Below are 18,911 nucleotides of genomic sequence, written 5' to 3'. Positions count from 1 at the left end.
TGTGCAAAATTTCCATGCTATCCTTGCTAGGCAGTGCAGGAGGAGCACAGGCATGGATCCGGAACAGAATGCCGCGGATATCTTCCGCTTTGAATGGGGCATCTATCAGAAGATCGTCAGCGCAGATCTCTTTGGCCACTCCCACGTGGCCAGTCTGCTCGAGCAAGACCTTGACCTTCGCTTTCCCGGGCCGATCCGGTTTCTGGAGCTTGCTTGCGGAAACGCGCATCTGGCAAGCTCCCTGCTCCGCAGACGTCCGACCCGTGCCTATCACGGCATAGACCTGTCACCGATGGCTCTGGACCTGGCCAGAAAGACCATGTCGGGCGCACCGTTTGAGGCGACGTTCGAGGAGACCGACATGATCTCGGCCTTGGAGGACCTGCAGCAACAGGTGGACGTCATCTGGTGCGGCCTGTCGCTGCATCATCTCAGCTTCCAAGACAAGCAGACGCTCTTCTCCGCAGCCAGATGCGCCTTGCGTCCCGGTGGAACCCTCGGACTTTACGAACCCGTCTTGCCGGACAGCTCTGACCGATCAACCTTCATGGAAGAGATCCTGCCGCATCTGCGGAACGCCTGGAGCGTTCTGAACCCCGGTGAGTTTGACCACATGTGGGACCATATCCGGCAGTTCGACTTTCCGGAAACACTGGCCGGGTGGAAGTCGCTTGGCCTTTCGGCAGGATTTTCAACCGCGCGCGAGCTCTATCGGCTCAATGGGCCAATGCCTTGCGTGCAGATTATCTTTGACACCGCTCACCCAAGCTGAGGGGCCGACGGACCGGTCGAAAGAGGTCTAGAACCGGGTACGGGCCCTGAGCGCCTGAGTCAGGGTGCCTTCATCGAGATAATCCAGCTCACCGCCAACCGGCACACCATGGGCAAGCCGGGTCACGTTGACCGCCAACCCAGTCAACTGGTCCATGATGTAATGGGCAGTTGTCTGCCCCTCGACCGTGGCATTAATGGCCAGGATCACTTCGCTGATGCCCCCACCTTGGCAGCGCTCGATCAGGGAGGCGATGTTGAGATCTTCCGGCCCGACGCCGTCGAGTGGTGACAGCGTTCCACCCAGCACATGATACCGCGCGTTGATGGCAGCGGCCCGTTCCAGCGCCCAGAGGTCCGCCACATCCTCCACAACGACCAGCACGCTTTGATCCCTCTTGGCATCGCAGCAGATCGCGCAAGGATCGGACGTGTCGACCGTTCCGCAGGAGGAACAGACGCCGATTTTCTCCACGGCGATGCCCATGGCTTCGGCGAGAGGAACCAGAAGCTGGTCCTTCTTCTTGATCAGATGCAGGGCAGCACGACGGGCTGAGCGGGGCCCGAGGCCCGGCAGCTTGCTCAGGAGCTGGATCAACCGCTCGATTTCCGGACCGGCAACCTTGTTCTGCGCCATCGTCTCACATCTTCACATTCGGGAACCCGCCCTCACCCGGACCTGGCGGTCCGACCTCTCCCCCGCCGGGGAGACGTTGATTGGCGCAAGCCTTGCGGTCGGCTCCCCTTCGCCCCTTCAAGGGGGGAAGGTGCCCCAAAGGGGCGGATGAGGGGTGTTATTCAAACCTCAGAACGGCAGCTTCATGCCGGAGGGCAGGCCCATGCCGCCCATGAGTTCCTGGGTCTTTTCCTGCATCAGGGTCTCGGCCTTGATCCGCGCTTCGTTGTGAGCCGCGATGATCAGGTCTTCCAGGATCTCGACATCGTCTTCCTTGAACAGGGACGGATCGATCTTGAGGCTGCGGATTTCGCCCTTGCCGGCGATTGTGATCTTGACCAGACCGCCACCGGACGTGCCTTCGGTCTCGATGTTGGCAAAGGCCTCCTGCAGGGAGCCCATTTTCTCCTGCATCTGCTTGGCCTGCTTCATCATCTTGAGGAAATCCATGATCTCCGCTCCTGTCATGTCTTTGAGTTGAAGGATCCGCAGTGGGCTCCGCACGCCTGATATAGGCGGCAGGCAGCCGAATGCGAATCAGAATTCGTCCGGATCGTCCTCGCCCAGCGCCTCGACCAGAAGGGGATCGGCCATGACCGTCTCCTCTTCCTCGCTGACCTGAACGCGCACGTCCACGATCTTTGCGCCGGGAAACTGGCTGAGCAGTGCCGCCACCGTTGGATGCGAGCGCGCATCCGACAGGATCTGCTCCTGATTGGCTTCCCGTTCTTCATGGATCGTCGGGCGACCATGGGTGCGGCTGACGCTGACGATCCAGCGCATGCCGGTCCAGTCGGTCAGCTTGCGGCCGAAATCGCCAGCCAAATCCGCAGGCGCATCTTCGGTCGGCTGGATCTCGATCCGGCCCGGCTCGAACTTGACCAGACGCATCTGCCGCTCGATCGCGACTTTCATCGGAATGTCGCGCTTCTCAGAGGCGAGCGCCGCACAGTCCTGCAAGTTGGCGAGTGCCACCGCCGGACGAGCCTGCTGTGCGGGTTGCGGCGCCGGGCGGGCAACGGCCTGTGTCGCCACGGCGGCGCCGCCACCCGAAATTGCCTGAAGCCGTGGGCGCCCGTCTCCCGAGGGTCCATGTGCCGAAGGTCCGCCGCCGCCAGAGCCGCCCTGACCTGAAGGTGCGCCGCCGCCCGCAGGAGCGAACGTGCCGTTGCGCAGCATGGCCAGCGCCTCGCCCGGATCAGGAAGATCCGCCGAATAGGCGAGCCGCACCAGAACCATGTCAGCCGCCGCCAATGGCTTGGGCGCCGCCTGAACCTCCTGAATGCCCTTCAGAAGGATCTGCCAGGCCCGCGAGAGCAGCCGCATGGACAGCTTTCCGGCAAATTCAGCGCCGCGCACCCGCTCGGTTTCTGTCACGGACACATCGTCGCCCGCCTTCGGCACGACCTTCATGCGCGTCACCAGATGGGTGAAATCCGCAAGATCTGTCAGCACGACAGCAGGGTCTGCGCCAACCGCATATTGCTGCGCCAGTTCCTCCATGGCTTCTGCAATCCGTCCGGCCATGACATGACCGAAAAGGTCGATCACCCGCGCCCGATCGGCCAGACCCAGCATCTGGCGCACATCCGTTGCCTCGATAGCGCCGGCACCATGAGCCATGGCCTGATCCAGAAGCGACAGGGAATCTCGGGCAGAGCCTTCGCCAGCCCGGGCAATCAGCGTCAGCGCCTCATCGGAAATGGTGATCTGCTCCGCATCGGAAATGCGGCGCAAAAGGCCGATCAGCTTGGGCTGCTCGATCCGGCGCAGGTCGAACCGCTGGCAACGGGACAGAACCGTGACCGGCACCTTGCGGATTTCAGTGGTCGCGAAAATGAACTTCACATGCTCCGGCGGCTCTTCCAAGGTCTTCAAGAGACCGTTGAAGGCAGCGTTCGAAAGCATGTGCACTTCGTCGATGATGTAGACCTTGTAGCGGGCCGTCGCCGGACGGTAGCGGGCCGCATCGGTGATCTCGCGGATATCGTTGATGCCCGTATGGGAGGCCGCATCCATCTCGATCACATCGACATGACGGCCTTCCATGATCGCCCGGCAATGGGTGCCTTCCTGGGTCAGACGCACTGTCGGCCTGTCTGCCTCGCCCGGCACCTCATAGTTCAGGCCGCGCGCCAGAATGCGGGCGGTGGTGGTCTTGCCCACACCGCGCACACCGGTCAGCATCCAGGCCTGAGCAATACGGCCGGTATCGAAGGCGTTTTCCAGGGTTTGCACCATGGGTTCCTGCCCAACCAGATCCTCGAAGGTCTGGGGCCGGTACTTGCGGGCGAGAACCCGATAGGCGCTGTTCTGCGGAGCGGCGGCAGGCGCCGTGTCTCCCGCAGTCGGAAAGGCGATATCATCCATGGCGCGCACCTTACCGTTTTTTGCAAAGCCCTGTCGCGGGGCGAGTGGATTTTTTTCTCCCTCTGACAGCGGTTTATCCAAAGCGCAGCGATAGGCGGATGCCGGACAGCCGGAGACCCGCATACAGAAGGTTTCGCAATGTAAGGGAGAAGGTGGGAGGCTGGACGGTGACCCGCGCCAAAATCTCGTTAGGGCTGCTTCCTTCCGGACCTGACCCGGTTGGCGAGTGGTACGTCCACGCCAACCTCCCGAGCGCCTTATATCAGGACAGGCAGGGGTCTTGGCAAGAGGGAGGACCACATTTCGTCGCCAAAGCTTTACTAGGCCAGGAAATCCGCAAAAATCCTAGGGGTTTGCATTGATATTTTCTCTCAAGCCCGGCCTTGCGCCCAGGCGAAGGCAGTCCGGGAGCCACTGCAGGCACCTGGCAATCCTGCTAGAAGCGAGAAGTGGTCTCGCATTTCCCGCATGTCCTGTTGTACCTTCTGCGCGACGTTTCTTATTGGTGGGTTTTCCCATGAAGGCTTTCGATATCAATCCGCGGCTTGAGGGCGACAGCCTTTTCGTTGCCGACCTTCCCTTGTGCGCCGTGCGCCTGATGAAGGATGCGAACTATCCCTGGCTGATGCTGATCCCGCGCCGCGGCGACCTGATCGAGATCATCGATCTGCCGGAGGAAGACCAGCAGCAGCTGATGCGGGAGATTGCCCTTGCAAGCAGGATCCTGAAGGCCGCGACCGATTGCGAGAAGATCAATGTGGGCGCGATCGGCAACATGGTCTCCCAGCTTCACGTGCATGTGGTGGCCCGTTTCCGCGAGGATGCTGCCTGGCCTGCCCCTGTCTGGGGTGCAGTGCCCGCAACTGCCTATGAAAGCGGCAAGGCCGAACGGCTGATCGCCACATTGCAAGACGCCTTCACCGCCTGAGATTTCAAGCCAGATCCATTCATTCAGGATATCCAGCCATGACCGCAGGACAGGACGGGCTGCACCGTTCGCCCCATATCATGAGTTTCATCGACAACACTCTGGAGCGTCAGTCGGCCTTGCGCACCGACGCCGAATGGCTTCGCGGCCGCTTTACCCGGCCGGACGCCGGTGTGGTTCTGCTGACACCGACCCAGATCGTGCTCAACGGCGATGACACGCCCTCTATCCGCCACCGGCCGGAAAAGGCGCTGGCTCTCGGCGCCAAGCGCGAGGAGATGGTGTTTCTCGGCGAGGAAGCCGATGGCACCCGGCCACTGTTTGCCGCAGCCCTGACAAAGAGCGAAGAGGAAGTTGAAGCTCTTCCCAATCTGACGGGTATCGACCTTCGCACCCTGGCGCTTCAGGGCCTTTTGCCGAGCGAAGACATCAGCGCCCTCGCCCAGGCCCGGGCCATGGTCCACTGGCATCAGTCGCACAAGTTCTGCTCCCGCTGCGGTCATCCTTCCAACATGGCGGAAGGCGGCTACCGCCGCGACTGCCCTTCCTGCGGCAGCCAGCATTTCCCGCGCACCGATCCGGTCGTGATCATGCTGATCACCCACGAAGACAAGGCGCTGCTTGGCCGCCCGCCGCGCCTCGCACCCGGCATCTTCACCACGCTGGCAGGCTTCATGGAACCGGGCGAGACCATCGAACAGGCCGTCCGGCGCGAAACGATGGAAGAGGCAGGCATTTCCGTCGGCGATGTGAAGATCGTCGCCAACCAGCCCTGGCCATTCCCGGCCAATCTCATGCTCGGCTGCACGGGAGAGGCGACCTCGACCGAAATCTCCATGGATGACAATGAACTGGAAGCTTGCCGCTGGTGCTCGCGCGCAGAAGTCCAGCAGATGCTTGACGGCACACACCCGGCAGGCGACCGCGTTCCGCCGCCGATCTCCATTGCCTATCAGCTGATTTCCGGCTGGATCAGCGGGCGGTACTGAACCCCGTTTTCTTTCGCCCTCCTCGGACCGGAGACCTTCATGAGCCTATGCGTCTACCTCACCCATCCGCAGGTGGTGATTGATCCTGAGGTCCCGGTGCCGGATTGGCGCCTGACCGAGCTGGGCCGCAAACGTGCGGCCCTCGCCCTGCTTCAACCCTGGGCTGGAGCGATCCATCTCGTGATTTCCAGCGAGGAGCGAAAGGCCATCGAAACGGCGGAAATCTTTGCGAGCGGCCATAACCTGGCCGTCACCATTGAAGAGGGTCTGCACGAAAACGACCGCTCGGCGACCGGCTTCCTGCCGCCCCAGGAATTCGAACAGGTCGCCGATCAGTTCTTCGCCCATCCGGCAGAAAGCATTCGCGGCTGGGAAACCGCGGAAGACGCGCAAAAGCGGATTGTCTCGCGGGTGATCGAGTGCCTGGAAGGGATCCCGCGTGAGTTGCCGGTCCTGTTCACCGGACATGGCGGCGTAGGTACCTTGCTGAAATGCCATCTGATGAACGTGCCGATTTCCCGCAGCCACGATCAAACCGGAGGCGGCGGCGGATGCTGGTATTCCTTCTCCCGCGATGCCCTGTGGCAGCGCAATTCGGGACAGCTGGACTGGAGCCCGCTCTAGAATTCGGTCCGATATATCTGGTGTGATAGGCTGCGGCGGAATCACTTCACCGGAGCCTTCCATGCCAAGCCGTCTTGCAGCCCAGTTTCAGGTCCTTTTTCTGGCGCTGATCGCCATGCTGCCTGCTGGCACTGCGATGGCAGGGCCCCATGATGCGACCTTCAAGAGCTTTCTGGAAGACACGGTCACCCCGGCAGCGCGCAAGGCAGGTGTCTCCGGCGCGACATTGCAACGGGAGCTGAAGGGGCTGTCTCCGGACACAAGCCTGCCGGGCCTCGTCGGCCCCGGCGGCAAGGGCGCGCCGCCCAAGATCAACTTTCAGGCCGAATTCCGTGCACCTGCCAATTATTTCAAGGAAAGCGCCTTCAATGCGCTGGCCGCGTCCGGCCGCAGGCTGATCCAGAAGCATGAGCGCACTTTGGCTGCGCTGGAAAAACAATACGGCGTTCCGGGCAGGATCGTTGTGGCCATCTGGGCACGGGAATCGGGCTATGGCGGCGCGAAGATCCCTCACGACGCAATCCGGGTCCTGGCGACACGCGCCTTCATGGGCGAACGGCCAGACTATTTCCTCGGGGAACTGGTGGCCGCGCTCCAGATCCTTGAACGTGGTGACATCAGCCGCTCCGGCATGAAAAGCTCCTGGGGCGGAGCCCTGGGCCAGCCCCAGTTCATGCCTTCAAGCTTCCTGAAATATGCCGTTGATTTCGATGGCGACGGCCACCGGAACATCTGGGGCTCGGAGGCCGACACGCTCGCCTCCATCGCCCATTACCTTTCCGCCCATGGCTGGGTGCGTGGCAGGGACTGGGGTTACGAAGCCGTCATTCCGGATAATGTTTCCTGCACAAGGGAAGGCCCGGACATGCGGCAGCCGGTGGCCAAATGGGTCGCGGAAGGCGTGACCCGCGCCAATGGCAAGACCTTTCCTGATTTCGAACTCTCCCGTCCCGGCAACATCCTGATGCCTGCGGGCCGCTATGGGCCTGCCTTCATCGCGACGGAAAATTTCTACGTCATCAAGGAATACAACGAGAGCGACGTCTACGCGCTCTTCATCGGACATCTGGCCGACCGATATGGCTCCAATGCCGGGTTCCTCGCACCCTGGAAGCCCACCCGCGATACCACACGCGGTGCCGTCCGCACCCTGCAGCAGGCACTGGAGGCCAAGGGCTACGACGTCGGCGGCACGGACGGCCTGATCGGCTACAAAACCCGCCGTTCCATCGGCAAGGACCAGGAAGCCGGCGGCTACTTCGCCACCTGCTGGGTGGGGTGAGGCTTCAGACGTTCACGACGCCTTCCTTCTCCGCCGTTTCCAGGCGGAAGGCAGCTGCCATGAGGGCCTTGGTGTAGTCGGTCTTCGGTGTGTCGAAGATCTCTTCAGCGCGACCAGACTCAACAACCTTGCCGTTGCGCATCACGACCACATCATTGGCCAATGCCCGCACGACCTTGAGATCGTGGGAGATGAACAGATAGGCGAGGCCATGCTTTTTCTGCAGGTCCCGCAGCAGATCCACCACCTGGGCCTGAACGCTCATGTCCAGCGCCGAAGTCGGCTCGTCGAGCATGACGAATTTTGGTTCCAGCACCATCGCCCGGGCAATGGAAATGCGCTGACGCTGACCGCCTGAGAACTCGTGCGGGTAGCGGAAACGGGTCGAGGAATCGAGCCCGACCTCTTCCAGTGCCTTGGCAACCTTTGCATCACGCTCGTCCACGCTGAGCTTCGGGAAATGCACCTGCAGTCCTTCGCCAACGATATCCGACACGGACATGCGGGGGCTGAGAGCGCCGAAAGGATCCTGGAAGACAATCTGCATGTCGCTGCGCAGTGGACGCATGTCCTTCCAGCTGCGGGACTGGATTTCCTCCCCCTTGAAGGCGATGCGGCCGGTGGACGAAATCATGCGCAGGATCGCAAGGCCAAGCGTCGTCTTGCCCGACCCGCTTTCCCCCACGATGCCAAGCGTCTGGCCTTCGCGAACCTTGATGTCGATGCCGTCGACAGCCTTCACGTGGTCCACCGTCTTGCGCATGAAGCCGCGCTTGATGGGGAACCAGACCTTCAGGTCATCCGCTTCGACCACAACCGGCTTGCTGTCATCATGGGCAGGCGGGTTGCCCTTGGGCTCAGCGGCAAGCAGATGCTGGGTATAGGGATGCTGCGGATTGTCGAAGATCTCGGCAACTGGACCGTGCTCGACGATCTTGCCGTTGGTCATCACACAGACTCGATCGGCAAAGCGGCGCACGATCCCAAGGTCATGGGTGATGAACAGCATCGCCATGCCATTGGCGTCCTTGAGCTCCTTCAGGAGCTTGAGGATCTGAGCTTGAACGGTAACATCCAGCGCCGTTGTCGGCTCGTCTGCAATCAGCATGTCCGGCTCATTCGCCAGAGCCATTGCGATCATCACGCGCTGGCGCTGACCGCCCGAAAGCTGATGCGGATAGGAGGAAAGGCGCGTTTCGGGATCGCGGATGCCGACCTGCGTCAGCAGTTCGATCACCCTGGCGCGAGCCTGGGTGTCGCCCATGCCCCGGTGCACCTTAAGGACTTCCGCAATCTGCCGCTCGACCGTGTGCAGCGGGTTCAGCGATGTCATCGGCTCCTGGAAGATCATCGAGATCTCGTTGCCGCGCACTTTCCTGAGAGCCGGTTCGGCCGCAGACAGAAGATCCTGGCCCTTGAACAGGATCTTGCCGGACGGGTGGGACGCCGCCGGATAGGGCAGCAGCTTCAGCACCGACAAGGCAGAAACGGACTTGCCCGACCCGCTCTCGCCGACAAGCGCAACGGTTTCGCCCTTGTTGATCGAAAAGGAAATGCCATCGACGGCAAGGCTCGTCCGCTCGCCCTGGGAAAAGGCGACCGAGAGGTTCTGAACATCAAGGAGCGGCGTTTCTTTCATTTGAGAGCTAGGCTCCTTTCAAAGGCCGAACGGAAGCGTTTCCGTGAGGCCACATTTTTCTAGAGGTGCCGGCACGTCGATCATGCGGTCATCCGAAACAAAGTAATCCGCTTTCACACGAATGGCTGTTGCCAGGTGAAGCCGGTCCGGCAGCCTGACCTTCGCAGATTGAGATCCAGAGAGGTCAGCTGCTAGATACATGTCGTCCCTCACCAATGGCACCAGTTCGACCAGATGCCGTGAAACCATCAAGTCCAGATACTGTTCCTTCAAAAGTTGCGGCAACTGACGCTGACTGCCGCCGCCGCTCAGAACTTCTGCAAGTGCCAGTTCACTCGTCACCGCTGAAAGCGTTCCATCCTCAACCGCAAAGAAAAGCCGGCGGGCAGTATCAGCGCGAACATCGTCTGCCGCGCCTTGCAATGCCAGAATGAACACATTCGTATCCAGATACAGGCGCACCATGATCAGTTAGACGGCCAGCTATCGCGCTGCCCCCGAAGGTCCTGTTCGATTTCGCTTGCGGACTTCCTGAAATCTCCTGGAACTGATGCAAAAAGCTCCCGAAGACCGCCAGCTAAAGCGGCCTGTTCCGGGCTGGTTGTTTCCAGCGTCACCTTGACCATCGTGCCGTCAGGAATGCCCGCGCGCAAATCTGCGGGCAGTTTCTCTGCCGGATACTGCTGAATAACGACCTTGTTCATCAGAAGCTCCTTCGGCTCAGATCTGCATTCTATCACGAATAGCTCTTGCGCGGATCGAAGGCGTCGCGGACGGCTTCGCCGATGAAGATGAGCAGGCTCAGCATCAGGGAAATGACGATAAATCCGGTGATGCCCAGCCAGGGAGCCTGAAGGTTGTTCTTGCCCTGTGCCAGAAGCTCGCCAAGGGACGCGGAACCCGGAGGCAGGCCGAAGCCGAGGAAGTCCAGCGCCGTCAGGGTGGACAGCGAGCCATTGAGGATGAAGGGCATGAAGGTGAGCGTCGCCACCATGGCATTTGGCAGGAGATGCCGCCACATGATCACCCGGTTGGAAACCCCAAGCGCCTTGGCCGCAGCGATATATTCGAAATTCCGGCCACGCAGGAATTCCGCGCGCACGACCCCGACGAGCGCCACCCAGGAGAAGGCCAGCAGAATGCTGAACAGCACCCAGAAGCCGGGCGAGAGCACGGAGGAAACGATCAGGATCAGATAGAGCGTCGGCATGGCGGTCCAGATCTCGATGAACCGCTGGAACAGGAGATCCGCCCAGCCGCCATAATAGCCCTGCACGGCGCCAGCAGCGATGCCGATCACGGAGGAGGCGATGGTCATGGCCAGACCGAACAGCACTGAGATGCGGAAGCCGTAGACCAGACGGGCGACCACATCGCGGCCCTGGTCGTCGGTACCGAGCCAGTTCCAGTTGCCCAGAACGCAGTTCGGATCCTCGACCCCGAGCGGATAGCGGGAGCAGCGCTGCTCCTTGTCCATCATCCAGGACGGGGGCGCAGGCGCAGGCACCGGGATCTCGTTATTCACCGTGCGGTAGGAATAGCGGATCAGCGGCCAGATCATCCAGCCATTGGCATTGATCTCTTCCTGAATGAACGGATCGCGATAGTCGGTGACGGCCAGGAAGCCGCCAAACTTCTCTTCCGGGTAGTCCACCAGAACAGGGGCCAGAATCTCGCCCTTGTAGGACACGAGAAGGGGCCGGTCGTTGGTCAGAAGCTCGGCGAACAGGGTCACGAAGAACAGCACAAGGAAGATCCGGAAGGACCAGTATCCACGCCGGTTGGCCTTGAAGTTCGCCAGCCGCCGCTGGTTCACAGGAGACAGGCGGCGCTTGGCCGGCGCGGCGGTTCCTGCGGTCATGGTTGCGTTGTTGTCCATGATCAGACCTCCCGGCTTTCAAAATCGATCCGCGGATCGATCCAGGTGTAGGTCAGGTCGGAAAGAAGGTTCACCAGCAGGCCCATGAGCGAGAAGATATAGAGCGTTGCGAAGACCACCGCATAGTCGCGGTTAATGACAGACTCGAAACCGAGCAGGCCAAGGCCGTCGAGAGAGAAGATCGTTTCGATCAGGAGTGACCCGGCAAAGAAGGAAGAGATGAACGCCCCCGGGAATCCGGCCACAACGATCAGCATGGCATTCCGGAAGACGTGGCCATAGAGCACCTTGCGTTCAGTCAGGCCCTTTGCCCGGGCAGTGATCACATACTGCTTGCGGATCTCGTCCAGGAACGAGTTCTTGGTCAAAAGCGTGGTGGTCGCAAAGGCGGAGAGAACCATCGCGGTCAAGGGCAGGGCCAGGTGCCAGAAATAGTCCAGAATCCGTGCCGGCCAGGAAAGCTGTTCCCAATTCTCGGAAGTCAGGCCCCGCAGCGGGAAGAAATCCCAGAAAGACCCGCCAGCAAAGAGCACGATCAAAAGAATGGCAAAGAGGAAGCTCGGGATGGCATAGGCGACGATGATGACACCGGAACTCCAGACGTCGAACTTAGATCCATCCGAAACGGCCTTGCGAATGCCGAGCGGGATCGAGATCGAATAGGAAATCAGCGTCATCCAGAGCCCGAGCGAGATGGACACAGGCATTTTCTCGCCAATCAGATCGATGATGCTGACATCCCGGAAATAGCTGTTGCCGAAGTCGAACCGCGCATAGTTCCACAGCATCGACAGGAAGCGCTCAACCGGCGGCTTGTCGAAGCCGAACTGCTTTTCCAGCTGGCGGATGAACTCCGGATCAAGTCCCTGGGCGCCGCGATACTTGCTGTTGATGCTGTCCGTTCCCGTACCCATTCCCTGGGATTCGGCCCCGCCGCCTCCGCCGAAATCGGAGCCGCCGCCGCTGATGCGGGCGGTTGCAGAAACATCATTGCCCGAGAGCTGGGCAATCACCCGCTCCACCGGTCCGCCCGGGGCGAACTGGATGACGAAGAAATTGATCGCCATGATCCCGACAAGGGTCGGGATCATCAGGAGCAGTCGGCGGAAAATATAGGCGCCCATGAAGTGTTTTTGCCTTTCTTATCGCCCCGTATCAGATCAACCGGCTTTGCCGGCCTTTTCCGCCTTGGCCTGATCGAACCACCAGGTGGTCTCGATCGGGAAATCGTAATGCGGAGGCTTGTCCGGATACCCGAAGATGTCCCAGATAGCCACGGTGTGGACAGGTTTGTACCACTGAGGAATCCAGTAGTGGCCGGAGCGCAGGACACGGTCGAGCGCATGAGCCGCCGTATTCATCTCCTCGCGGCTCTTGGCGGTGACCGCCTTGTCCACCAGCTCATCGATCACCGGATCCGAAATGCCGGAAAGATTCCGGCTGCCTTTTCGTTCCGCCGCACTTGAAACCCAGGTTTCCCGGGAATCATCGCTCAAGGTCGCCGAGAGCGAATAACGGCGGCTGGTCACGTCAAAATCGAAATCATTCAGTCGGGACTGGAACTGCGCCGCATCAACAACGCGGAAGGTTGCCTGCACTCCGAGAAGCTTCAGATTGTTGATGAAAGGCAGGACGATCCGTTCAAACGACGGGGAATCGCCCAGGATTTCCATCGTGAAGGGCTTGCCCTCCGGATCCAGCAGTCCCGAGCCCTCACGCTTGCAGCCGGCTTCCTGCAGAAGCTGCGAAGCCCGCCGCAGAAGTTTGCGATCTGATCCCGTACCATCAGAGACCGGCTGAAGGATTGCCTCCCCGAACACCGTGTCCGGCACCTTGCCGCGATAGGGTTCAAGCAGCGCCAGTTCCTCTGGCCCAGGAGTGCCTGTGGCCATCATTTCCGAATTCTGGAAATAGGACTGGGTGCGCGAATAGAGCCCGTAGAACAGGGACCGGTTTGACCATTCAAAGTCAAACGCGAACCCAAGCGCCTGACGGATCCTCGGATCGGAGAACCGTTTGCGGCGGGTGTTGAAGAACCAGCCCTGAGCGCCTGACGGCCGGTTGTCCGGGAACTCCTTCTGCACCACACGGCCATCCTGGATGGCCGGAAAATTATACTCGGTTGACCAGATCTTGGAGCTGAACTCTTCCTGGAAGGTGATGTTGCCCTTTTTGAAAGATTCGAAGGACACCTGATAATCGCGGAAGAATTCGAGCCGGATCACATCGAAATTGTTGGAGCCGCGCATGACCGGCAAGTCATTGGCCCAATAGTCCTTGACCCGATCATACTCGACAAACCGCCCGACCTCGTGCTTTCCGACCTTATAGGGACCGGAGGACAGCGGCGGCGTCAGTGTCGACTGCTTGAAATCATAGGCAGTGTAGTAGCGCTTGGACAGGATCGGCAGGCTCGATGCGATGAACATCGGCAGCTGCTTCGTATGCTTGTCGCTGAGGTGGATCGCGACTTGCGTCTCGCTCAAGGCTTCTGCGGAGTTGAACTGGGTGATGGCCTGGGTGATCTGCGGATGGCCATCCGCCTTCAGGGTGTTGAAGCTGAAGGCAACGTCTTCTGCAGTCAGCTTGGAACCGTCATGGAACCGGGCCTCAGGCCGCAGATTGAAGATATAGGTGTTGCCGCCCTCCGCAATCTCGACGCTTTCGGCGACAAGCCCGTAAATCGCATCAGGCTCGTCCAATGCGCGCACCATGAGCGTGTCAAAGCACAGCTCCATTCTGGGCGGCGCATCGCCCTTCAACACGAAACTGTTGAAGGTATTGAAGGTGTTCGGGTTCTGATTGAAGCCCCAGGACGGCGCCTTGAAGCTGAACCTGCCGCCTTTCGGCGCAGCCGGATTGATATAGTCGAAATGCTGGAAGGTCGCAGGATACTTCAGCTCGCCAAAGACTGACAAGCCGTGAACCGGACCGGAGGGCTCGGCCGCAAACAGCTTGCGGGGCAGAGCGACCGCAGCAAGAACGGCTGCGGACCCCAGAAGAACCTGCCGGCGGCTGGCGCGAAACGAACCCGTCATTTTGCGACTCCCGTCTTGGCCGCCTTGGCCTGATCGTACCACCAGATGGTCGGGAACCCGTAGGTGAACTCGGGGATCTTTTCCGGATGACCGAACCGGTCCCACCGGGCAGTCCGGTCCACGTCCAGATACCATTGCGGAATGACGAAGTTATGGGCCAGAAGCACCCGGTCCAGAGCCCGAGTTGCCGCCACCAGCGTCTCGCGGTCTGAAGCATAGACGACTTTCTGGATCAGGGCATCGACGCCCGGATCCTTGATGCCGGCGTAGTTCTGCGACTGTTCCTTTTCGGCAGATTCAGAACCCCAGTAGTTTCTCTGCTCGTTGCCCGGCGACAGGGACTCCGGCCACGCCATGGTGATCATATCGTAATCGCGCGAGCGGACCCGGTTGATATACTGCGGTGTGTCCAGAACCCGGAAGCTCATGTCGATGCCGATCAGCTTCAGATTGTTCGCGAAGGGCAGCACATAGCGTTCCGAGCTCGGATCGGCAGCGATATATTCGATCTTGAACGGTTCGCCCGTCTTCTCGCTCACCAGCTTGCCATTCTGCAGCTTGTAGCCGGCAGAGGTCAGAAGCTTCAGCGCCTCGCGCAGATTGGTCCGCTGCTTTTGGGGATCCCCGCCCACCGGGTTGGTGTACTCGGTGGTAAAGACCTCTGGCGGCACCTGATCACGCACGCTTTCCAGGATCTCCAGCTCCTTGCCCTGAGGCAGACCGGAAGATGCGAGTTCGGTGCCGGAAAAGTACGAGTTGATGCGCTTGTACTGGTCGAAGAAGATCGTCCGGTTCGCGCTTTCAAAGTCGAAGGCATAGTTCAGAGCCAGGCGAACACGCGGGTCCTGGAATTTCTCGCGCCGCAGGTTCGGCACGAAAGCCTGCATGAGGCCAGAGCCGTGATCCGGGAATTTTTCCAGGATGATACGACCCTCCTTCACGGCTGGCACGTCATATCCCGTGGCCCAGTTCTTGGCCGAGTTTTCTGCCCGGAAGTCGAACTGGTCCCCCTTGAAGGCCTCCAGCAGGACCACGCTGTCGCGGAAGGAATCAAAGCGGATCTCGTCGAAATTGTTGGTGCCGACCCGGATCGGCAGATCCGCTCCCCAATAGTCCTTCACCCGCTCATAGGATACACGGCGGCTCGGATCAAAGCTCTTGATCTTGTAGGGGCCGGAGCCAAGCGGCGGCTCAAGGGTCGACTGACCGATGTCGCGCTTCTTGCCTTTCGCATCCGTGCCTTCCCACCAGTGCTTCGGCAGCACCTGGATCTGGCTCATGATATGCGGCAGCTCCCGATTGCCCGGAGCATCGAACTCGAAACGCACAACGCCGTCCGGCAGCGCCTTGGCCGAGGTCACGTTGTGATAGTAGAACTTGTACTGCGGGCTGAGTTCGACGGCCTTTTCAAAGGACCAGACCACGTCCTCCGTGGTCACCGGCTGGCCATCATGCCATTTGGCCTTGGGGTTCATGCGGTACTCGACCCAGGAGAAATCATCCGGGTAGCGCATTGCCTCGGCCAGAGCACCGTAGCTTCCGCTGATGTCATATTCATCCAGCGCCGGTTCCATCAGCTGTTCATAGATCAGGCCGACGCCAGGTGCCGGATCGCCCTTGGGCAGAATGGGATTGAACGTGTCGAAGCCGCCCATCGTGGACAGGCGCACCAGACCACCCTTCGGAGCATCCGGGTTCACATAATCGAAATGGGTCACTTCCGGGCCATAGCGCGGCTCACCGGTCAAGGCCGTCGCGTGCCGCCATTGCGGCTCGTCTGCGAGGCTGGCTTTGCTTTCAAGACAGATTCCGGATCCGGCAAGCAATCCAAATACGAGGGTCGCCGCGATCGGTTTCCGCATCCAGCCTAAAGCCATAGTTACCTCCAAATCGGATCCAGGACTTGAACCGGCACATCCTGCACCAAGCGCAAATCAATTGCGGAATAGTATGGGACACAGAGGTCCCCCGTCACCTGCTCAAAGCCCAGATGACAGAAATTTAACCGTTCACCCAACGGTTTGCCTTCCTTGACCACGCAAAGACGTCAAAGGAAGGGTGAAACATCGGCAATTTTCAGCACACCGCCCCTGGATCAAAAAGAAAAGGGCCGCACCCGAAGGCACGGCCCTTGTTTGTCGTTTTGTGACCGATCAGCTGATCAGTTGGCCGAAGGTGCCGGGGTCGTTTCGGCAGGTGCAGCCTCTGCAGGCGCAGCTTCAGCCGGAGCAGCCTCTGCCGGTGCGGCTTCAGCGGGTGCAGCTTCAGCCGGAGCAGCTTCAGCAGGCGCCTCAGCAGCCGGAAGCGGAGCCGGATTGTCGGACAGAGTGCGGAGATAGGCGATGATGTCAGCGCGCTCTTCCGGCTTACGCAGACCGGCAAAGCCCATGATCGTGCCCTTCACATACTCCTTCGGGGAGGTCAGGAAGTGATCCAGCTCGTCGTAGGTCCATTCTGGATTGGCGGCGCCAAACTCGGTCATAGCGCTGGAATAGGAGAAGCCTTCATGAGAACCGGGCTTGCGGCCGATCAGGCCCCAGAGATCCGGACCGACTCTGTTCTCGCCACCCTTTGTGAAAACATGGCAAGAAGAGCACTTCTTGGCAACCTTTTCACCGGCAGCAGCATCTGCAGATGCCAGACGAACTGCAATCGGCTCGACGGTTGCTTCGGCAGGGGCCTCTCCTGCCCCACCTTCGCCACCGGCGTCTGCGACTACGATTTCATAGCCGGGCTGACCAGGAGGGTTCGTGTCGAAAATAATGTCCGATACAATTCCCACCCCCATCGTCAGGAGGAGAACCATCAGGATCGCACCAGCGATCTTGTTCAGCGTGAAGGAATCCATTCTCTCCGGCTCCAAGCTAATACGCGTCCGGGTCCGCAACGCGTGCCACGGACCCATTAAGCTTCCAGATTTTGGCCGGAACCTACAAATTTTTTGACGTCGCTGTCCATAGGTATAAAAGAGCTGCGGCTAAGACATTTGGACACAGAGGTGAAAAACCTGTGTTTTAGCCGTCCTGAGGTACCGGAGATTTTCCTTGCAGAACGCCCTTGTCGTCATTCCAGCCCGGCTCGAAGCATCTCGCCTTCCTGGCAAGCCGCTCGCGGATATTGGCGGAAAACCAATGATTGTCCGCGTCTTAGAGCAGGCTCAGAACGCCAGGCTCGGCCGCGTCGTGGTGGCTTGCGATCACAAAGACATCGCCCGTGCGGTTGAAAACCACGGCGGCGAAGCGGTGATGACAAGGACGGACCATCAATCCGGCTCAGACCGCATTCATGAGGCGACAAATCTGGTGGATCCCAACAGAAACCATCAGATTGTGCTCAATCTCCAGGGCGACGTGCCCTTGATCGAACCGGAAGCGATTCGCGCGGCCTTCGCACCTCTTGCTGATCCTGCCGTTGAAATTGGCACCATTATGACCGAGATCCGGGATCCCCGGTTCCGCGATGATCCGAGTTTCGTGAAGGCCGTTGCAACACCCAACGGCAATGGCGCGTTCCGCGCCCTCTACTTTACCAGGGCGACGGCCCCCACCGGGGACGGACCGCTCTTCCAGCACATCGGCGTCTATGCTTACCGCCGCAGCGCCCTGGACCGGTTCGTATCCCTTAAGCCGTCGCCGCTTGAGATCCGCGAAAAGCTGGAGCAGCTCCGTGCGCTTGAAGCCGGCATGCGGATCGATATCAGTGCCATCGACAGCGCACCGATGGACGTCAACACTCCGGAAGATCTGGAGCGCGCACGCGCTGCCATCGCCGGACAGTCCTGAAATCAGCAGGCCACAAGCACGCCTGCCAGATCCGAGTTCGATATGACCGACCGCAAGAAAATCGTATTCCAGGGTGAAACCGGGGCCAATTCCCATATGGCCTGCCGCAATGTCTATCCCGACTACCAGGCCATCCCCTGCCCGACCTTTGAAGACTGCTTCCAGGCCCTTGAGTCCGGTGAAGCCGATCTGGGCATGATCCCGGTGGAAAACTCTGTCGCAGGCCGCGTAGCGGACATCCATCACCTGCTCCCGAAGTCCAGCCTGCACATCATCGGCGAATATTTCCTGCCGATCCGCTTTCAGCTGATGGCTCCGAAGGGCGCGACGCTTGAAGGCCTGAAGAGTGTGCAGAGCCACATCATGGCCCTCGGCCAATGCCGCAAGATCATCCGCGAACTGGGTCTGGCTCCGCTCGTCGGCGCTGATACCGCCGGTTCTGCCCGCCAGATCGCTGAAAAGGGCGATCTCAGCGCTGCTGCCCTTGCTCCGGAGATGGCCGCAGACATCTACGGCCTCGACATCCTGCGCCGGAACGTGGAAGACGCGGAGCACAACACCACCCGCTTCCTGATCCTGTCGCCGGAAGATCTTCCGGCCGCCAACGCGGGCCAGCCGATCATCTCGACCTTTGTCTTCCGCGTCCGCAACGTGCCGGCTGCGCTCTACAAGGCGCTTGGCGGCTTCGCCACCAACGGCGTGAACATGACCAAGCTGGAATCCTACCAGCTGGAAGGCCAGTTCTTCGCCTCCATGTTCTACGCGGACATCGAAGGCCACCCGGACGACAAGTCCGTCGCCCTGGCGCTGGAGGAACTGAAGTTCTATTGCGCCGAGTTCAAGATGCTCGGCGTCTATTGCGCCAATCCCTTCCGGGAAAAGATCCGGGAACCGGAGGCCAACCGCGCCCTCCGTCCGACCCCGGCCCTTTGA

18 protein-coding genes and 1 other RNA gene are annotated in these 18,911 nt (G+C 60.3%); 7 read left to right on the top strand and 12 right to left on the bottom strand.

Annotation, left to right across the window (positions count from 1 at the left end; all coding sequences use genetic code 11):
* Positions 1 to 52: 52 nt before the first annotated feature.
* The gene (locus BUA94_RS00780; protein WP_073007533.1) at positions 53 to 772 is read left to right on the top strand and encodes a class I SAM-dependent methyltransferase; all 720 of its coding nucleotides are present in this window, start codon (positions 53 to 55) and stop codon (positions 770 to 772) included.
* A 27-nt stretch (positions 773 to 799) separates the two neighbouring features.
* On the opposite strand, the gene recR is transcribed toward BUA94_RS00780, so the two are convergent.
* The 4 genes from recR to ffs form a co-directional block, all read right to left on the bottom strand.
* Positions 800 to 1,408 carry a recombination mediator RecR gene (recR, locus tag BUA94_RS00775; protein ID WP_073007530.1) on the bottom strand — a complete coding sequence of 203 codons (609 nt, stop codon included), beginning with the start codon at positions 1,406 to 1,408 and terminating at the stop codon, positions 800 to 802.
* A gap of 168 nt (positions 1,409 to 1,576) precedes the next feature.
* Positions 1,577 to 1,897 carry a YbaB/EbfC family nucleoid-associated protein gene (locus BUA94_RS00770; protein ID WP_073010588.1) on the bottom strand — a complete coding sequence of 107 codons (321 nt, stop codon included), beginning with the start codon at positions 1,895 to 1,897 and terminating at the stop codon, positions 1,577 to 1,579.
* An 87-nt stretch (positions 1,898 to 1,984) separates the two neighbouring features.
* On the bottom strand, positions 1,985 to 3,817 hold the full coding sequence (locus BUA94_RS00765; protein ID WP_073007528.1) for a DNA polymerase III subunit gamma/tau: 1,833 nt from the start codon (positions 3,815 to 3,817) through the stop codon (positions 1,985 to 1,987).
* A gap of 151 nt (positions 3,818 to 3,968) precedes the next feature.
* Positions 3,969 to 4,067: signal recognition particle sRNA small type (gene ffs, locus BUA94_RS00760), an RNA gene on the bottom strand.
* Between the two features lie 267 nt (positions 4,068 to 4,334).
* On the opposite strand from ffs, the gene BUA94_RS00755 reads away from it, so the two are divergent.
* The 4 genes from BUA94_RS00755 (at position 4,335) to BUA94_RS00740 (ending at position 7,640) form a co-directional block, all read left to right on the top strand.
* Positions 4,335 to 4,745: an HIT domain-containing protein gene (locus BUA94_RS00755; RefSeq protein ID WP_073007525.1), complete on the top strand. Its 411-nt coding sequence runs from the start codon at positions 4,335 to 4,337 to the stop codon at positions 4,743 to 4,745.
* A gap of 38 nt (positions 4,746 to 4,783) precedes the next feature.
* Positions 4,784 to 5,734 (top strand): NAD(+) diphosphatase, encoded by a 951-nt coding sequence (gene nudC / locus BUA94_RS00750; protein ID WP_073007522.1) that lies wholly within the window; start codon positions 4,784 to 4,786, stop codon positions 5,732 to 5,734.
* A 39-nt stretch (positions 5,735 to 5,773) separates the two neighbouring features.
* Positions 5,774 to 6,358 (top strand): histidine phosphatase family protein, encoded by a 585-nt coding sequence (locus tag BUA94_RS00745; RefSeq protein ID WP_073007520.1) that lies wholly within the window; start codon positions 5,774 to 5,776, stop codon positions 6,356 to 6,358.
* A gap of 61 nt (positions 6,359 to 6,419) precedes the next feature.
* The gene (locus BUA94_RS00740; RefSeq protein ID WP_073007518.1) at positions 6,420 to 7,640 is read left to right on the top strand and encodes a lytic murein transglycosylase; all 1,221 of its coding nucleotides are present in this window, start codon (positions 6,420 to 6,422) and stop codon (positions 7,638 to 7,640) included.
* A 4-nt stretch (positions 7,641 to 7,644) separates the two neighbouring features.
* Here BUA94_RS00740 and BUA94_RS00735 read toward each other — a convergent pair whose 3' ends face one another.
* From BUA94_RS00735 to BUA94_RS00700, 8 genes are all read right to left on the bottom strand, one after another.
* Entirely contained in the window at positions 7,645 to 9,279 is a 1,635-nt protein-coding gene (locus BUA94_RS00735; protein ID WP_073007514.1) for an ABC transporter ATP-binding protein, read from the bottom strand.
* 18 nt (positions 9,280 to 9,297) lie between these two features.
* Positions 9,298 to 9,744 (bottom strand): type II toxin-antitoxin system VapC family toxin, encoded by a 447-nt coding sequence (locus BUA94_RS00730; RefSeq protein ID WP_073007511.1) that lies wholly within the window; start codon positions 9,742 to 9,744, stop codon positions 9,298 to 9,300.
* Between the two features lie 2 nt (positions 9,745 to 9,746).
* Positions 9,747 to 9,983, bottom strand: a complete 237-nt coding sequence (locus BUA94_RS00725; RefSeq protein WP_073010586.1) for a hypothetical protein — start codon at positions 9,981 to 9,983, stop codon at positions 9,747 to 9,749.
* A 32-nt stretch (positions 9,984 to 10,015) separates the two neighbouring features.
* Complete coding sequence (locus BUA94_RS00720) at positions 10,016 to 11,158, bottom strand: ABC transporter permease (protein WP_073007506.1); 1,143 nt, start codon at positions 11,156 to 11,158, stop codon at positions 10,016 to 10,018.
* A gap of 2 nt (positions 11,159 to 11,160) precedes the next feature.
* Positions 11,161 to 12,282, bottom strand: coding sequence for a microcin C ABC transporter permease YejB (locus BUA94_RS00715; RefSeq protein ID WP_073007502.1), 1,122 nt, complete (start codon positions 12,280 to 12,282; stop codon positions 11,161 to 11,163).
* Between the two features lie 36 nt (positions 12,283 to 12,318).
* Positions 12,319 to 14,196, bottom strand: coding sequence for an extracellular solute-binding protein (locus BUA94_RS00710; protein ID WP_073007499.1), 1,878 nt, complete (start codon positions 14,194 to 14,196; stop codon positions 12,319 to 12,321).
* Complete coding sequence (locus BUA94_RS00705) at positions 14,193 to 16,073, bottom strand: extracellular solute-binding protein (RefSeq protein ID WP_235860436.1); 1,881 nt, start codon at positions 16,071 to 16,073, stop codon at positions 14,193 to 14,195. The genes BUA94_RS00710 and BUA94_RS00705 overlap by 4 nt, the downstream gene beginning before the upstream one ends.
* Before the next feature lie 284 nt (positions 16,074 to 16,357).
* Complete coding sequence (locus BUA94_RS00700) at positions 16,358 to 17,044, bottom strand: c-type cytochrome (RefSeq protein ID WP_073007491.1); 687 nt, start codon at positions 17,042 to 17,044, stop codon at positions 16,358 to 16,360.
* A gap of 196 nt (positions 17,045 to 17,240) precedes the next feature.
* Between BUA94_RS00700 and BUA94_RS00695 the strand changes: the two genes are divergently transcribed.
* Positions 17,241 to 17,978 (top strand): 3-deoxy-manno-octulosonate cytidylyltransferase, encoded by a 738-nt coding sequence (locus tag BUA94_RS00695; RefSeq protein ID WP_073007487.1) that lies wholly within the window; start codon positions 17,241 to 17,243, stop codon positions 17,976 to 17,978.
* Between the two features lie 42 nt (positions 17,979 to 18,020).
* Positions 18,021 to 18,911 carry a prephenate dehydratase gene (locus BUA94_RS00690; protein WP_073007484.1) on the top strand — a complete coding sequence of 297 codons (891 nt, stop codon included), beginning with the start codon at positions 18,021 to 18,023 and terminating at the stop codon, positions 18,909 to 18,911.

The organism is Roseibium suaedae (genome assembly GCF_900142725.1).
GTDB lineage: Bacteria > Pseudomonadota > Alphaproteobacteria > Rhizobiales > Stappiaceae > Roseibium > Roseibium suaedae.
Note: the sequence above shows the minus strand (reverse complement) of the source record. Positions and strands in the feature narration are given on the sequence as shown.